This window comes from Bradyrhizobium sp. SUTN9-2 (genome assembly GCF_003122645.1).
Classification (GTDB): Bacteria; Pseudomonadota; Alphaproteobacteria; order Rhizobiales; family Xanthobacteraceae; genus Bradyrhizobium; species Bradyrhizobium yuanmingense.
This window is the reverse complement of record NZ_LAXE01000001.1, coordinates 6,204,910-6,221,263: the sequence shown is the minus strand read 5'-3', so window position 1 is coordinate 6,221,263 and position 16,354 is coordinate 6,204,910. Positions and strand designations below refer to the sequence as shown.

General features: G+C 63.6%; 15 protein-coding genes. 10 read left to right on the top strand and 5 right to left on the bottom strand.

The genetic code is table 11. The annotated features are described in order from the left end of the window. Positions 1-169 precede the first annotated feature (169 nt). From XF30_RS28755 to XF30_RS28745, 3 genes are all read left to right on the top strand, one after another. The gene (locus tag XF30_RS28755; protein ID WP_036004529.1) at positions 170-1,168 is read left to right on the top strand and encodes a TRAP transporter substrate-binding protein; all 999 of its coding nucleotides are present in this window, start codon (positions 170-172) and stop codon (positions 1,166-1,168) included. 82 nt (positions 1,169-1,250) lie between these two features. After that, positions 1,251-1,766 (top strand): TRAP transporter small permease, encoded by a 516-nt coding sequence (locus XF30_RS28750; RefSeq protein WP_109144549.1) that lies wholly within the window; start codon positions 1,251-1,253, stop codon positions 1,764-1,766. After that, complete coding sequence (locus tag XF30_RS28745) at positions 1,763-3,082, top strand: TRAP transporter large permease (RefSeq protein WP_036025880.1); 1,320 nt, start codon at positions 1,763-1,765, stop codon at positions 3,080-3,082. Before XF30_RS28750 ends, XF30_RS28745 begins: the two co-directional genes overlap by 4 nt. Positions 3,083-3,356: 274 nt before the next feature. Here XF30_RS28745 and XF30_RS28740 read toward each other — a convergent pair whose 3' ends face one another. Continuing rightward, positions 3,357-4,631 (bottom strand): serine hydrolase domain-containing protein, encoded by a 1,275-nt coding sequence (locus tag XF30_RS28740; RefSeq protein WP_109144548.1) that lies wholly within the window; start codon positions 4,629-4,631, stop codon positions 3,357-3,359. 160 nt (positions 4,632-4,791) lie between these two features. On the opposite strand from XF30_RS28740, the gene XF30_RS28735 reads away from it, so the two are divergent. After that, positions 4,792-5,709: a dioxygenase family protein gene (locus XF30_RS28735; protein WP_109144547.1), complete on the top strand. Its 918-nt coding sequence runs from the start codon at positions 4,792-4,794 to the stop codon at positions 5,707-5,709. A gap of 16 nt (positions 5,710-5,725) precedes the next feature. Here the strand turns inward: XF30_RS28735 and XF30_RS28730 are convergent, their stop codons facing one another. Continuing rightward, entirely contained in the window at positions 5,726-6,616 is an 891-nt protein-coding gene (locus XF30_RS28730; RefSeq protein ID WP_036025875.1) for a LysR family transcriptional regulator, read from the bottom strand. A gap of 102 nt (positions 6,617-6,718) precedes the next feature. Here XF30_RS28730 and XF30_RS28725 point away from each other — a divergent pair, with 102 nt between their 5' ends. Then, positions 6,719-7,588, top strand: coding sequence for an SDR family oxidoreductase (locus tag XF30_RS28725; protein ID WP_109144546.1), 870 nt, complete (start codon positions 6,719-6,721; stop codon positions 7,586-7,588). Between the two features lie 75 nt (positions 7,589-7,663). Here the strand turns inward: XF30_RS28725 and XF30_RS28720 are convergent, their stop codons facing one another. Both XF30_RS28720 and XF30_RS28715 read right to left on the bottom strand, forming a co-directional pair. Further along, a complete protein-coding gene (locus tag XF30_RS28720; protein WP_192893280.1) occupies positions 7,664-9,400 on the bottom strand; it encodes a bifunctional protein-serine/threonine kinase/phosphatase in 1,737 nt (578 codons plus the stop codon). 60 nt (positions 9,401-9,460) lie between these two features. Beyond that, positions 9,461-10,300, bottom strand: coding sequence for a formate/nitrite transporter family protein (locus XF30_RS28715; protein WP_036004575.1), 840 nt, complete (start codon positions 10,298-10,300; stop codon positions 9,461-9,463). 675 nt (positions 10,301-10,975) lie between these two features. On the opposite strand from XF30_RS28715, the gene XF30_RS28710 reads away from it, so the two are divergent. The 3 genes from XF30_RS28710 (at position 10,976) to XF30_RS28700 (ending at position 14,062) form a co-directional block, all read left to right on the top strand. After that, a complete protein-coding gene (locus XF30_RS28710) occupies positions 10,976-12,295 on the top strand; it encodes a CmpA/NrtA family ABC transporter substrate-binding protein (RefSeq protein ID WP_036004553.1) in 1,320 nt (439 codons plus the stop codon). A 64-nt stretch (positions 12,296-12,359) separates the two neighbouring features. Beyond that, on the top strand, positions 12,360-13,256 hold the full coding sequence (gene ntrB / locus XF30_RS28705) for a nitrate ABC transporter permease (RefSeq protein WP_074447510.1): 897 nt from the start codon (positions 12,360-12,362) through the stop codon (positions 13,254-13,256). 11 nt (positions 13,257-13,267) lie between these two features. Then, positions 13,268-14,062: an ABC transporter ATP-binding protein gene (locus XF30_RS28700; RefSeq protein ID WP_036004558.1), complete on the top strand. Its 795-nt coding sequence runs from the start codon at positions 13,268-13,270 to the stop codon at positions 14,060-14,062. Positions 14,063-14,071: 9 nt separating this feature from the next. Here XF30_RS28700 and XF30_RS37875 read toward each other — a convergent pair whose 3' ends face one another. Further along, entirely contained in the window at positions 14,072-14,305 is a 234-nt protein-coding gene (locus tag XF30_RS37875; protein WP_141697547.1) for a hypothetical protein, read from the bottom strand. Between the two features lie 96 nt (positions 14,306-14,401). Between XF30_RS37875 and XF30_RS28695 the strand changes: the two genes are divergently transcribed. After that, entirely contained in the window at positions 14,402-15,793 is a 1,392-nt protein-coding gene (locus XF30_RS28695; protein WP_109144544.1) for an MFS transporter, read from the top strand. A 129-nt stretch (positions 15,794-15,922) separates the two neighbouring features. Continuing rightward, positions 15,923-16,351: a globin family protein gene (locus XF30_RS28690; RefSeq protein ID WP_036004577.1), complete on the top strand. Its 429-nt coding sequence runs from the start codon at positions 15,923-15,925 to the stop codon at positions 16,349-16,351. Positions 16,352-16,354: the final 3 nt, after the last annotated feature.

The following is a 16,354-nucleotide window of genomic DNA, read 5'->3' as shown; positions in this document are numbered from 1 at the left end:
AGTGCAGCAGGCGTTTACGTGCAGTCCTGCGACGAAGGGGTTGCTCCAGCACACGCAAAATGACTTCCGTCCCCTCGAAGTTTTTCATACGCTTGGCTTTTCGCAGCCCGCATAGCGGCTGCGCTCACGCCCCGGCGACAGGGGCGGAGCAGTAAAGGGAGGGGAGACGATGAAGCGAAGGTCATTTCTCGCTGGGATCGGTGCAACCACCGCGGCAGCTGCCATCGGCATGCCGTCGATCCTGAGGGCGCAAGCCCCGATCACGCTGAACGGTGCCGTGCAGTTCAATGACGACCACGCCTTCAACCGGGCCCTGCTGCGGTTCGAGGAGCTGGTGAAGAAATATTACGGCAAGCCCGTCAACTTCACCCTGCACAGGAACTCTTCGCTCGGCCTCGAGAAGCAGTATTTCGAGTACATGTCGCAGGGCAAGGCAGTCGATTACGGCATCGTCTCGCCGGCTCACATGTCGACCTTCGCCAAGGCCGCCCCATTCATCGATGCGCCCTTCGTGTTCAAGGGCATCGAGCACATGAACAAGGTGGTCGAAGCCAATATCCTGGCGCCAGTCGCCGACGAGGTCGCGGCCAAGGCGGACGTGGTTCTGATCGGTTATGCCGGCGGAGGCATCCGCAACATCTTCGCCAACAAGCCGCTCAAGAACCTCGCCGACCTCAAGGGCCTCAAGGTGCGCGTGCAGGGCGCGCCGATCTGGTCGAAGACCTTTGCGGCCGTTGGCATGAGCCCCACGGTGATCGCCTATAACGAAGTCTACAACGCGATCCAGAACGGGGTGATATCAGCCGGCGAGAACGAAGCGGCCGGCGTCGAGGCGATGAAGTTCTATGAAGTGGCGCCGCATCTCAACCTGACCCAGCACGCCGTGTCGATCCGGCCGATCTGCTTTTCCGTCAAGACGCTGAAGACCCTGCCGAAGGATCTGCAGGACGCGATCATGAAAGCGGGCAAGGAGGCCGGCGATTACGGCCGCCAGCTCGAGTCGAGCGAGGAGGTCGTCAAGCTCGACACGCTGGAGAAGGCCGGCAAGCTCAAGCGCGTTCCGTTCGAGGAGCGGGACGCCATGAAGAAGCTCGCCGACCCCGTGATGGCCACCTACGCCAAGGAGATCGGCGCGGAGGGCATTTTCGAGAAGATCAACGTCGTCTGAGGCCGCCCTGTCCGCCGACAGCATTCCGGGCAGGCCCCGCTTCCTGCCCGGACATGGCGGATGAGCGCCGTACGGAGCTCCAATGTCCGAAATGCACGTCCCGTCCACACCGTCGCTGTGGCGTCGCGTCACCGCGGCCTATGCGAAATTGTTGGAATTCCTGCTTGCCGCCTGCGTCGGCATCCTGGTCATCCCCGTCACATTGCAGATCGTCTCGCGCTACACGCCGTTCATTCCCTCCTACATCTGGACCGAGGAGATGGCGCGATTCCTGTTCATCTGGACGGTCATGATCGGCGCCATGGTCGGCATCCGCGAGGCTCAGCATTTCGAGGTCGACGTGTGGCCCGATTTGTCGCGGCGGTCGGAGGCCGCAGTGCGGATCATCGCGCGGCTCGGCGTGCTGGCACTGGCCCTCGTGTTCGTGTCGGCCGGCATCGAATTCACACGCTTCGCCTGGAACAGGACGTCGGAGCTGGCCGATCTGCCGCTCTGGCTGATCCACGTTGCCTGGCCGGTGGCCGGCGTGACCTGGATCGTGTTTGCGGGCGAACAGATGCTCGATGAACTGCGCGTTCTGGTCGGGGCACAGCAATGAACGGCACTGTACTTTCTGCCGGACAGGCCGCCATGGTGCTGTTCGGGGTCTTCGTCGGCCTGCTGATCGTGCGCGTGCCGGTCGCCTTCGCGCTGGGCCTTGCCTGCGTGCCGATCCTTCTGATCGAGCCGCGCCTGTCGCTGATGACGCTCGCGCAGGAGACTTTCAACGCGTACAACTCGTTCATCCTGCTCGCGGTGCCGTTCTTTCTGTTGACGGCGAACCTGATGAGTATCGGCGGTATCACGGATCGCCTGGTGGCGCTGTCGCGCTCGATGGTCGGGCACTGGCCGGGGTCGCTGGCGCAGATCAACGTCGTGCTGTCGGTGTTCTTTGCCGGCATCTCCGGCTCCTCCACTGCGGATGCGGCGAGCCAATCGAAGATCTTCATCGATGCGCAGACCAAGGAGGGCTACGATCTCTCGTTCTCCATTGCCATCACGGCGGCCTCCGCGGTTCTTGCGGTCGTCATTCCGCCCTCGATCCTGATGATCGTGTGGGGCGGTCTGATCTCGACCTCGATCGCAGCGATGTATCTGGCCGGTATCGTGCCCGGGCTGCTGATCGCGGGCGCGCAGATGGCGACGGTGCACGTCTATGCGGTGCGCCGCGGCTACCCGACCTATCCGAAGTCGACCTGGGTCGACATGCGATGCGCCATCTGGCGCTCGATACCCGCGTTAATAACGCCGTTCATCATCGTCGGCGGCATTCTGCTCGGCTGGTTCACCGCGACCGAGTCCGCCTGCGTTGCCGTGCTCTATTCCGTCGTGCTCTCGGCGTTCTTCTACCGCGAGACGGGAATCCGTGAATTGTACAGAGCCTTGCTCGACACTGGGCGCCTCGCCGGCGTGGCGCTGTTCTGCGTCGGCACCGCCAGTGCGTTCGGCTGGCTGCTGGCCTATTACAAGATCCCGCAAGAACTGCTGGCGAACGTTTCGACATGGGGCATGGGTCCCGTCGCGGCCGGCTTCTTCATCGCCTTCTGCTTTCTGGTGGTGGGCTGCTTTCTCGACGCCATCCCCGCGATCATCATCGTCGGCACCGTGCTGGAGCCGCTCGCCAGGTCCGTCGATCTGCATCCGGTCCAGTTCGCGATCATCTCCATCGTCTCGCTGGCCTTCGGATTGGTGACGCCGCCCTACGGCCTCTGTCTGATGATCGCCTGTTCGATCGCGGGCGTGCGGCTGCGCTATGCCCTGAAGGACACGGTCATCATGCTGATCCCGATGCTACTCGTGCTGGCGGCGGTGATCATTTGGCCCAGCGTGTCGCTGTTCCTGCCGCGCCTGATCGTGCCGGAAATGCTCAAGTGACCGCCTGATAGGAGGACCCCGCAGCCGGGCAGGGCTATCGCATCTGAGGGATTTTCCCCGTGGCCATCCTTCGAGACGCCCGCTTTAGGCGGGCTCCTCAGGATGAGGACGAAGTGTGCGGCAGCAGTCGAAACGGGCACTGACGCCGATTAGCCTCATCCTGAGGAGGCGCGTAAGCGCCGTCTCGAAGGACGAGGCGTGCTCGCAGGCCGCCGCAGCGAGTCATATGCGATCGTGCTGCCGCGGCCGACGGCCGCGGGGTCGTCGCGGTGGGCTACAGATTGCTTTCAGTGATCGCGGCGTAGACCATGCTGCGCAGCTCGCGGCGGATCGGATAGGCGCTCGACGGCAGCACTTGCGTCATGAAGATCGCGATCAGGTCCTCGGCCGGATCGATCCAGAACGAGGTCGTGGCGGCGCCGCCCCAATTGTATTCGCCGGGGCTGCCGGCGATCAATGTCTCAGCCGGGCGCATGGTCACGGCGAAGCCGAGACCGAAGCCGATGCCGTTATAGGTCGCTTCCGAGAACAGCGAGCGCGAGACGTCCGGCAGCGCACGGCCGCCCGGAATGTGGTTGGTGATCATCAGCGCCAGCGTCTTCGGCCCGATCAGCCTGACGCCGCCGAGCTCGCCGCCATTGAGCAGCGCACGGCAGAAGGTCAGATAGTCGGCAACGGTCGAGCACAGCCCGCCGCCGCCGGAGATGAACGAGGGCGGCGACAGGAACGAGCTCGTTGCCGGGTCGTCCTGGAGCGTCAGCCCCTCGCGGCGCTGGCCCGCATGGAAGGTCATGCCGCCGCCGGGATCGGCGGAATAGCAGGCGGCGAAGCGATGCGCCTTCGAAGCCGGGACGTGGAAGTCGGTGTCGGTCATGCCAAGTGGATCGAGGATGCGCTGTTTCAGGAACTGCTCGAACGGCATGCCGGAGATCTTGCCAATGAGATAGCCGATCACGTCGGTCGCAACGGAGTAATTCCAGGACTCGCCCGGCGAAAACTCCAGCGGGATATTGGCCAGGCCCTCGACCATGGTCTGGAGTGTGCCTGATTTTTCGACCTCGCCGATCTTTTCACTGCGGTAGGCGGCATCGACGTTGGAGCGTTGCTGGAAGCCATAGGTTAGGCCGGAGGTGTGGCGCAAGAGGTCGACGATCAGCATCGGCCGCGACGGCGGCCGGGTCAGGAACGCCGGGTAGGTGCCGGCGACGAACACGCCGAGGTCCTTCCACTCCGGAATGTATTTGGCGACGGGCTCGTCGATGGCGACGAGGCCTTCCTCGACCAGCATCATGAAGGCGACGCTGGTGAGCGGCTTGGTCATGGAATAGATGCGATAGATCGTATCGTCCTTCACCGGCACCTTGCGCTCGACATCGGCAAAGCCCTGCACCGAGCTGTGCGCGACCTTGCCGCGGCGGTAGACCAGGAGATGCGTGCCCGGGAAACGCCCGGCATCGATGTACCGGCGCTTGAGATGCGCATCGACGCGGTCGAGCGCGGCCTTGGACATGCCGACGGATTCGGGCGAAGCGGGGGTGGGGGCGAGCATCAGTTCCTCCGGGGCGTTTTGTCGGAAAGTTGATACCGAAATGACGGCCGCATTCCAAGCCGGTTGCGCTTAACGAGGCCGGGCCGGCTGGTGTAGACTCGGGCTCGGAACGCAAGGAGCCCGCCGGGGCCAACGAGAAGAACGCGAGGGCAAACGCACCATGACTCAGTTCACCGAGACCGAACTCACCGAAGCCGTCGTCAGGAGCTTCGACCACACGCCCGACACGCGCGCGAAATTTCTGCTGCAGGAATTGGTGAGGTCGCTGCACGAGTACGTGAGCAAGACCGGTCTCACCTTCGCGGAATGGGAATATGCCATCGATTTCCTGACCCGGACCGGGCAGAAATGCACCGACACCCGCCAGGAATTCATCCTCTTGTCCGACGTGCTCGGCGTCTCCATGCTCGTCGACGCCGTCAATCACAGGGATCGCGACGGCGCCACGGAGACCACAGTGCTCGGTCCGTTCTATGTCGGCGAGCACAAGGTGACTGCGCACGGCACCGACATCTCGCCGAACAACCAGACCGGCGAGCGGATGTTCGTGCAGAGCCGCGTCACCGATCTCGCGGGCAAGCCGCTCGCCGGCGTTCCCGTCGACGTCTGGCACGCCGATGACGACGGCTTCTACGATTCCCAGAAGCCGAACTACGATGAGGTCGGCGCCTCGGCGCGGGCGCGCTTCATCACCGATGACGATGGCCGCTTCTTCTTCCGCACCATCCTGCCGTGCAGCTATCCGATCCCGACCGATGGTCCGGTCGGCGAGATGATCGTGCAGACCGGCCGCCACCCGATGCGCCCGGCGCATGTGCACTTCCTGGTCAATGCCAGAGGCTATGAGCCGCTGATCACGCACGTCTTCATGGACGGTGACAAATATCTCGACTCCGACGTGGTGTTCGGCGTGAAGGACGACCTCGTCGCCAAGGTCGAGCCGCGCAACGACCTTGAGATGCCCGACGGCACCACGGCGAACGGGCGGTGGCATTTGATGACTTACGAATTCCACCTCAAGCCGGGCGGCGGCATGGCGCCGAAGCCGCTCGGGATGAAGGCGACCGAGCCGGCGTGAGGATGCGAAATCTCAGTCATCCCCCGATATAGGCTGCCAACTCGTCGGGCGTACCCTTTGGAAAGGCGTCTTTCAGATGATCGAGGAAAGCGGAGACGCGCGCACTGAGCAATCGCCGCGAGGGATAGAGCGTCCATAGGGCGATGTCGGCTCCCTCGACGTCGCCCCAGCGAACGAGCGTGCCGGCGGCAAGATCGTGGCTGACGAGCGACAGCGGCAGCCTCGCGGCGCCGATACCGGCTCTCACGGCATCGCGAACCATCATCAGGGATGACAGTCGAAGCACGGGATCGATCGCGATGCGCGATGGGCCGCTTGGCCGTCTGATGTCCCAAACCGCAGCTTTGTCATCGCCGCGCACGATGGCCGGAACGGCGAGGTTTCCTCTCGGGTGCTTCAGCGCGGGGCTGGCGACGACCAGCATTCGGTCGCGCAAGAAGATGCGGCCGACCAGGCTTTCATCCGGATCGGGATTGACCCGGATCACGAGATCAAAGCCTTCCTCGATCATGTCGACGTAGCGGTCATCGGTCGTGACTTCGAGCCGGACTTGCGGATGCCGAAGGGCGAAGCCGGCCGCGAGACGGCCCATCGCGGTTTGCGAGAAGAGCAGGGGTGCGCTGATCCGCAACCTGCCCTTTGGCTTGTCCCCGCCCGAGGCGATCGCGGCCGCGGTCTCGTCGAGCTCGGTGAGGAGTGCGCCCGTCCGCTCATAGAGCGCGCGCCCTTCCTGGGTGAGCTTGAGCGTGCGCCCGCCGCGCTCGAAGAGACGCAGATCAAGACTGCTCTCCAGTTCGGACACACGTCGAGACAAGGTCGCTTTCGGACGCCCCGCTGCTCGCGCGGCCTTTCCGAACCCTCCGTGACGGGCGACGAGATTGAAATCGGCGAGCGCAAGCAAATCCATCTGTTCCACCAATGAGACGGTCTGTCCAAATATAACGCCTATCGGCTCGCATGTGGATCATTAGTTTCCGGGTGTCTTCCAATACCCAACCGGAGTGATCCCATGACCATCCTCGTTACCGGCGCCACCGGCACCATCGGCCGCAACGTCGTCGAGCAACTCGTCAAGCGCGGCGCCGATGTGCGCGCACTCGTCCGAAATCCCGAGAAGGCCAACCTTCCGGCAGGTGTTGCCGTCGCCCAGGGCGACTTGCTGGACGTCGATTCCGTGCGCACTGCGTTTTCGGGCGTCTCGACGCTGTTCCTGCTCAACGCCGTGGTGCCGGACGAATTCACTCAGGCGCTGACTGCGCTCAACCTTGCCCGCGAAGCCGGCATCGAGCGGTTCGTCTATCTGTCGGTCATTCACAGCGACCTCTACGTGAATGTGCCGCACTTCGCCGGCAAGTTCGGGGTCGAGCGCATGATCGAGCAGATGGGCTTCAAGGCGACCATCCTGCGGCCCGCCTATTTCATGAACAACGAACTCATGATCAAGGATGCCGTGACCGGATATGGCGTCTACCCGATGCCGATCGGCAGCAAGGGCCTTGCGATGATCGACGCGCGCGACATCGGCGAGATTGCTGCGATCGAACTGATCCGCCGCGAGACATCCGCAGCGCCGCTTCCGCTCGAACGCATCAATCTTGTTGGCCCTGAGACACTCACTGGCGCGAAGGCCGCCGCGATCTGGTCGGAGGTGCTCGGCCGCGCGATCGCCTACGGCGGAGACGACACCGCGGGGTTCGAGAAGAACCTCAGGCAGTTCATGCCGCCCTGGATGGCTTTCGACATGAGGGTGATGGGCGAGCGTTTCCTCACCGAGGGAATGATCCCTGAGCCCGGCGACGTCGAGCGTCTGACCGGCATGCTGGGCCGTCCCTTGCGCTCCTATCGCAACTTCGTCGCCGAGATCGCGGCCCCCGTTTGAGGCTTGCCAGAGCAGAAGCGCAGGCGGGCTGGCTGCGCCGCTCGCTATTAATCATGTGGCGAGCGGCAATCTCGATCAGCGCGCATGCAGCAAGGCCAGCAGCACGACGACGGCGCAGGCGAGCGCCGCTGTTGTCAGCTTCCAGAACATCAGCGGGCTGCGCTCCAGGAGCGGTGTGATGCGCGTGTCGAGATAGGCCGGGTTGGGCGTGCGAAGCTCGAAGATGAATTCCGAGAGATCCTCGTGCCGCTTGTAGGGATCGGGATGGAGCGCGCGCCGGAGCGCGCCGTCGACCCAGGCAGGAACGTTGCGGTCATCGTCGGCGGCGCGATATTTAAGCTTTCGCACATCCGCCTTGCGCCGGATTTTGGCGATTTGGGTGCCGTAGGGCAGCTTTCCCGTCAGCATCTGGTAGCAGATCACGGCCAGCGAAAACATGTCGGAGCGCGGCGAGCCGCCTTGCCCCAGGAAATATTCCGGCGCCGTGTACTGGACGGTGCCCAGGATTTCGTCGGCCTCCCCTGGCGGCGCCGCCTCGGCCACGCCGGCGACCCTGACCGATCCGAAGTCGATGATCTTGGCGGTGCCGGTCTTGTCGATCAGGATGTTGTCGGGCCTGAGGTCTTGATGCAGCATCTCCATGCGATGGAAGGCGCGCAGGCCCGCGGCGATCTGCTCGATGAGGCCGCGCACGGTTTCGAGATCGGGCCGCGGATTGTCGGTCATCCACTGCTTCAAGGTCTGCCCCTCGACGAACTCGGTCGCGACGTAGAGATAGCCGCGTCGCCGCGACTGCGACAGCGGCTTGAGCACATGCGGGCTGTCGATCCGGCGCGCGATCCACTCCTCCATCAGGAAGCGCTTGAGATAGGCGGCGTTGTCGCGTAGGTCGACCGACGGCAGCTTGAGCGCGACCGGCTGCTCGGTCTCGGTGTCGACGGCGAGGTAGATATGGCTGCGGCTGCTGCCGTGGATCTCGCGGACGATCCGGTAGCCGTCGAAGATCGCCCGCGGCTCCGGCAGCGTCGGCAGCGGCAATTCCGAGCTCTGATTGAAGATGCCGGCCGGATCGCGCTGCGGCACCGCATCGATCCGCAGGATCTGCACGGTGATGTTGTCGTCGCTGCCGCGCCGATAGGCTTCCTCCACGATCGCCTTCGCCGCCCCGTCCAGCTCGGCTGCATGCTCGCTTAGCGCGCTCGTGATGAAACGGGCGTCGACGAATTCATAGGCGCCATCGGTCGCCAGCAGGAAGGTGTCGCCGGCCTCGATTTCGATCGCCTGATAGTCGATCTCGAGCTGCGGATTAATGCCGAGCGCGCGGCCGAGATAGGTCTGCTCGGACGAGACGATGATGCGGTGATCGTCGGTCAGTTGCTCCAGCGCCTTGCCGGCGACGCGATAGACGCGGCAATCGCCGACATGGAAGATGTGCGCGGTGGTTGCCTTGATGACCATGGCGCTGAGCGTGCAGACATAGCCCTTGTCGCGGTCATAGGCATATTGGCTCTTGCGCGTCTGCGCATGCAGCCAGGAATTGGTCGCCTCCAGCACACGGCGGGCGGAGGTCTTCACCGTCCACGACTCCGACGTGCAGTAATAGTCCATCAGGAAGCTCTTGACCGCCGACTCGCTGGCGATCTGGCTTACCGTGCTCGAGGAAATTCCGTCGGCGAGAACGGCCGCGATGCCCTTCAGGCTGAGCAGCGGCTCTTCCGGAATCAGGACGCCGTGAAAGTCCTGGTTGATGGGCTTGCGACCCTTGTCGGAATGCTGGCCGACCGAAATCTGGAGTCCGCGGGGCATCGTCATCACCGGGAGAGGGGAGCCTCACCGTGCTTGGGCGAGGCTCCCCTGTCGAGACCTATTCGATCAGGCCGCGACGCGGGGCTTCGCGGGCTTCTCCGCCTGGCGCTTCGGCAGGGTCATGACATGGGTGGCATAGAGGGTCATGCCGGTGAAGGCGAGGCCGCCGACGAGGTTGCCGAGCACGGTCGGGATCTCGTTCCAGATCAGATAATCCATGATCGAGAACTTCGCGCCGAGCAGCAGGCCCGACGGGAACAGGAACATGTTCACGACGGAATGCTCGAACACCATGTAGAAGAACACCAGGATCGGCATCCACATCGCGATGACCTTGCCGGGGACGGAAGTCGAGATCATGGCGCCGACGACGCCGGTCGAGACCATCCAGTTGCAGAGCATGCCGCGCAGGAACAGCGTCGCCATGCCGGCCGCACCGTGCGCGGCATAGCCAAGGGTTCGGCCCTCGCCAATATTGCCGATGGCGGCGCCGACCTTGTCGGGCGCCTGCGTGAAGCCGAAGGTCGTGACGAAGGCCATCATGAAGGCGACGGTGAAGGCGCCGGCGAAATTGCCGACGAAGACGAGACCCCAATTGCGCAGCACGCCGTTGAGCGTAACGCCCGGGCGCTTGTCGATCAGCGCGAGCGGCGAGAGCACGAACACGCCGGTCAGGAGGTCGAAGCCCAGGAGATAGAGCATGACGAAGCCGACCGGGAACAAGAGCGCGCCGACCAGCGGCTGGCCGGTGTTCACGGTGATCGTGACGGCAAACCAGGCTGCGAGGGCCAGGATCGCGCCGGCCATGTAGGCGCGGATAATGGTATCCCGGGTGGACATGAAGATCTTGGACTCGCCCGCATCCACCATCTTGGTGACGAATTCCGAAGGCGCGAGATACGACATCAATGGTTCCTTTGCTTCGTAAGTGAGATCGACACGCCCCCGACGAGGGCGCGGCTGAACGTCATCGGCCGTGCGGGCAGCCTGCCGCGCACGAGGGCTATGGAAAGTTTGGAAGCCTTGGGAATCGCGTCACGAGGACTCTGAAGCCGGAGACCGCGAAGCAGGTGAGCTTCCGGGATGCAGCCGCCAGAGGCTGCATCAATGCGGCCAAGCCGCAGTCGTCGTTGACGCAACCTTAGAAGCAATTTGTGTGCCGTGGTGCGTCGATCGAAAAAGCGAGCAAATTCAGCTGGATGTCAGCTGCAGGGGGATGATTGGCAGAACTGCGCCGCCTCTTGCTTGAGCGACTGCACAACGTTTGTGCGGCGCACAAGGATTGAGCAGATCGCAAACTTCGCGTGCGGAACAGGGCTGCGTTAGTCAGACGCGGAATTACCAAGCATCTGATTATCCATCATTTTTGGCGGTGGCAGGCTTGGCATGAAGCTTGAATAGTTCCAGGCCGACGCCATTGAAGCCGTCCCGCGAGACTTCTCATCCGAATTGCTGACGCACCCAAACGGGGTCTCCCCGTCGCGCGTTCGCATGCGCCTTTTTCTGGCGTCACGGACGGACGGGCTGCTCGTGCGCACTGACGCAATCATTCCGCAACGACGCAAAAGGACGACACGACCTATGACCAAGCGCATTCGCCGGCCCTCCGAGACTGGCCTCAGCCGCCGTCAATTGTTGAAAGCCACCGGCTCGACCGCCGCACTGCTCGCCGCCGCCAAGCTGAATTTCCCCGCCGGCGCCTTCGCGCAGGACGCAGGCCCCGAGGTCAAGGGAGCCAAGCTCGGTTTCATTGCGCTCTCCGATGCCGGCCCGCTGTTCGTCGCCAAGGACAAGGGCCTGTTCGCCAAGCACGGCGTGCCTGACACCGACGTGCAGAAGCAGGCGTCCTGGGGCACCACGCGCGACAACCTCGTGCTCGGCTCCGAAGGCAACGGCATCGACGGCGCGCACATCCTCACCCCGATGCCGTACCTGATCTCGGCCGGCAAGGTGACGCAGAACAACCAGCCGACGCCGATGTACATCCTGGCGCGACTCAATCTCGATGCGCAGTGCATCTCGGTCGCCAAGGAATATGCCGACCTCAAGCTCGGCACCGATGCGGCGCCGTTCAAGGCGGCGCTTGAGAAGAAGAAGGCGTCCGGCAAGGCCGTGAAGGCTGCGATGACCTTCCCCGGCGGTACCCACGATCTGTGGATCCGCTACTGGCTCGCCGCCGGCGGCATCGATCCCGACAAGGACATCGAGACCATCGTGGTGCCGCCGCCGCAGATGGTGGCGAATATGAAGGTCGGCACCATGGACTGCTTCTGCGTCGGCGAGCCCTGGAATCTCCAGCTCATCCACCAAGGCATCGGCTACACCGCCGTCAACACCGGCGAGATCTGGAATAAGCATCCGGAGAAGTCCTTCGGCATGCGCGCGGCCTTCGTCGACAAATACCCGAAGGCCAGCAAGGCGATCCTGATGGCCGTGCTGGAAGCCCAGCAATGGGCCGACAAGGCGGAAAACAAGCAGGAGCTGGCCGCCATCATGGCCAAGCGGCAGTGGATCAACTGCCCGGTCGAGGACGTCTACGATCGCACCGCCGGCAAGTTCGACTATGGCATCCCCGGCAAGGTGGTCGAGAACTCGCCGCACGTCATGAAGTACTGGCGCGATCATGCCTCCTATCCGTTCCAGAGCCACGATCTCTGGTTCCTCACCGAGGACATCCGCTGGGGCAAGTATGAGCCGAACTTCGATACCAAGGCGCTGATTGCCAAGGTCAACCGCGAGGACATGTGGCGCGATGCGGCCAAGACCCTCGGCGTCGCGGCCGCCGACATTCCGGCCACCACCTCGCGCGGAAAGGAGACCTTCTTCGACGGCAAGGTGTTCGACCCCGAAAATCCGGCCGCCTATCTGAAGTCGCTCGCGATCAAGCGCGTCGAAGTCTGATGGAGCCCTGCGGCCGCCTTTAGGGGCGGCCGCATCGTCCCTGCCACGCCGGAGAGAGATAGCGATGAACATGACTGCCACGAAGATCGAGGTTGAGACCGCGACGCCTGCCGCAACGATTGCGCCGGTCGTCACGCTGACGCCGAAGCGTCCCCCGCGTACTGAGGCTTACGCACGCATGGCACGCGAGACCGCCGTGCGCGTGATCCCGCCGCTGGTCGTGATCGCTCTGCTGACGCTGGTGTGGGAGCTGGTCTGCCGCAGAGCCGGCTCGGCGCTGCCGCCGCCCTCAAAAGTGTTTGCGGATACCAAGGAGCTGATCTTCGATCCGTTCTTCGACCGTGGCGGCATCGACAAGGGCCTGTTCTGGCATCTGTCCGCCAGTCTCCAGCGCGTCGCCTTCGGCTATTCGCTCTCGGCCATCGCCGGCATCGCGCTCGGCGTGCTGGTCGGGCAGTCGGTCTGGGCGATGCGCGGGCTCGATCCGCTGTTCCAGGTGCTGCGCACGATTCCGCCGCTGGCTTGGCTGCCGCTCTCGCTCGCGGCCTTCCGCGACGGCCAGCCTAGCGCGATCTTCGTCATCTTCATCACCTCGATCTGGCCGATCATCATCAACACCGCGGTCGGCATCCGCAACATCCCGCAGGACTATCGCAACGTCGCCGCGGTGGTGCAGCTCAATCCGCTGGAATTCTTCGCCAAGATCATGATCCCGGCGGCGGCGCCCTACATCTTCACGGGCCTGCGCATCGGCATCGGCCTGTCGTGGCTCGCGATCGTCGCCGCCGAAATGCTGATCGGCGGCGTCGGCATCGGCTTCTTCATCTGGGACGCCTGGAACTCCTCGCATATCAGCGAGATCATCCTGGCGCTGTTCTATGTCGGCATCATCGGCTTCGTGCTTGACCGCCTGATCGCGGGGCTCGGCAAGGTCGTCACCCGCGGCACCGCGCAGAACTGAGGAGAGGGGACATGACCGCCTACCTGAAACTCGACCACATCGACAAGGTCTTCACCCGCGGCACCGCCACCACGGAGGTGCTCAAGGACATCAATCTGACGATCGAGAAAGGCGAATACGTCTCGATCATCGGCCATTCCGGCTGCGGCAAGTCGACCCTGCTCAACATCATCGCAGGGCTGACCGGCGCCACGATGGGGGGCGTGCTGCTGGAAAACCGCGAGGTGAACTCGCCAGGGCCCGATCGTGCCGTGGTGTTCCAGAACCACAGCCTGCTGCCGTGGCTGACCGTCTACGAAAACGTCAGGCTTGGCGTCGACAAGGTCTTCGCCAAGACCAAGTCCCGTGCCGAGCGCGACGCCTGGGTGATGCACAATCTCAACCTCGTGCAGATGGCCCATGCCAGGGACAAGCGTCCATCGGAGATCTCCGGCGGCATGAAGCAGCGCGTCGGCATCGCGCGGGCGCTGGCCATGGAGCCGAAGGTGCTGCTGCTCGACGAGCCGTTCGGCGCGCTCGACGCGCTGACCCGCGCCCACTTGCAGGACTCGGTGATGGCGCTGCATCAGAAGCTCGGCAACACCATCCTGATGATCACCCACGACGTCGATGAGGCCGTGCTGTTGTCCGACCGCATCGTGATGATGACCAACGGACCGAGCGCGCGCATCGGCGAGGTGCTGGAAGTGCCGCTGGCGCGGCCGCGCAAGCGGCTCGACCTCGCGACCAACGCCACATATCTGAAGTGTCGCCAGCGCGTGCTCGAATTCCTCTACGAGCGTCATCGCTTCGTCGAAGCCGCGTAAGTCACGCGTTCACGCGAGATCTGCCCGCGCCCAATTAATCGACATCAAGCTCAATCCTTGTGCGTCGCACAGGGATTGAGCGAAACGCAAATTTTGCGTGCGGAAAAGCCCTGCAAACAATTCGGGCAATACGAATAACATCCTGAAATCCCTGTGTTTCCCGTATGCGCGCAACTGGCACGGAAATTGAAACGTCTTTGCGCGACGCCAACGACGACGTCCCTCAACATCATCAATCAGCATCGTGATCTCGCCACCGGGGTGAAGCCTCGGAGCGCGCCTCCGTGACCGGAGGCAGAGCCTGCAACGACGCAGCGGTGAGCCTGGAAGGGATACGCAATGACGAAGAATCCGACCCTGAACTCCAGCTGGATTTCAGACTGGCGCCCCGAGGATGAGGCGTTCTGGAACAATACCGGCAAGTCGATCGCGCGGCGCAATCTGATCTGGTCCATCGTCGCCGAACATATCGGCTTCTCGGTCTGGCTGATCTGGAGCATCGTCACCACCAAGCTGCCGCAGGCCGGCTTCCACTACACCACCGACCAGCTGTTCCAGCTCGTCGCCGTGCCGGGCCTGATCGGCGCCTTCATGCGCTTTCCCTACACTTTCGCGGTGACGACGTTCGGCGGCCGCAACTGGACCGTCTTCAGCGCGGCGATCCTGTTCATCCCGACCTTGTCGCTCGCCTATTTCGTCAGCCAGCCCGACACGCCGTTCTGGCTCATGCTGCTGGTCGCCTCGACCGCGGGTCTCGGCGGCGGCAATTTCGCCTCCAGCATGACCAACATCTCCTTCTTCTTTCCCGACCGGATGAAGGGATGGGCGCTCGGCCTCAACGCGGCCGGCGGCAATATCGGTGTCTCCAGCGTGCAGCTCCTGACCCCGATCCTGATGACGCTCGCCGTCTTCAACCTGTATCAGGCGACGCCCGTCGACGGCATCTTCCTGCAGAATGCCGGCCTAATGTGGGTGCTGCCGATCGCAATCGCGGTGTTCGGCGCGGTGTTCTTCATGAACAACCTCACCACGGCGAAATCGTCGGTGAAGAACCAGCTCGCGATCGTCAAGCGCAAGCACACCTGGATCATGGCGTATCTTTATATCGGCACGTTCGGGTCCTTCATCGGCTATTCGGCGGCGTTTCCGCTGCTGCTCAAGACGCAGTTCCCCACCGTGACGATCTCGATCGCCTTCCTCGGCCCCCTGGTCGGCTCGCTGTCGCGTCCGCTCGGCGGTTGGCTCGCAGACCGGGTCGGCGGCTCCATCATCACGTTCTGGAATTTCATCGTGATGGCGGGCGCCACGGTCGGCGCGCTCTACTTCGTGGGGCACAAGGATTTCATCGGCTTCCTGTCGATGTTCCTGATCCTGTTCGTGACGACGGGCATCGGCAACGGCTCGACCTACCGCATGATCCCCTCGATCTTCCGCGAGGAGAACCTGTTCAAGGTGCGCGGCAAGGGCGATGCGGCACGCAGCGCTGCCCTGAAGACCGCGAGCATCGAGAGCGGCGCGGCGGTCGGCTTCATCGGCGCGGTCGGTGCCGTCGGCGGCTATCTGATCCCGAGCGGCTTCGGCAAGTCGATCGCCATGACCGGCGGGCCGCAGCTCGCGCTCGTGGTCTATCTCGCCTTCTACGCCTCCTGCCTCGCTCTGACCTGGTGGTTCTACCTGCGTCGCAGCCCGCAGGGCGAAGGCGCGCCAAGCCTCGCCGAGGCGCGTGTGTGAGCACGACAAACTGGCACGAATGTCGCTTCTCCCCGTACGCGGGGAGAAGTCTCTCTGATGACGTTTGATCCATGAACTTTGTCCGCAATGGCGCGGACGAAGGCAGACCGAAACAGACAGGAGAACATCATGACGCCCGAGCAGATTACTCTCATTCAGCAGAGCTTCGCCAAGGTCGCCCCGATTTCGGAAGCCGCCGCGGTGCTGTTCTACGACCGACTGTTCGAGGTGGCGCCGTCCGTGCGCGCGATGTTTCCCGAGGACATGACCGAGCAGCGCAAGAAGCTGATGGGCATGCTCGCCGCCGTGGTCGGCGGCCTGTCGAACCTGGAATCGATTCTTCCCGCGGCCTCCGCGCTCGCCAAGCGTCACGTCGACTATGGCGCCAAGGCCGAGCACTACCCCGTGGTCGGCGCGACCTTGCTGTGGACCCTCGAGAAGGGCCTTGGCGAAGCCTGGACGCCCGAACTCGCCGCAGCCTGGACCGACGCCTATGGCGTGCTGTCCGGCTACATGATGTCCGAGGCCTACGGCGCGCAAGCGCAGGCCGCCGAATAGGAG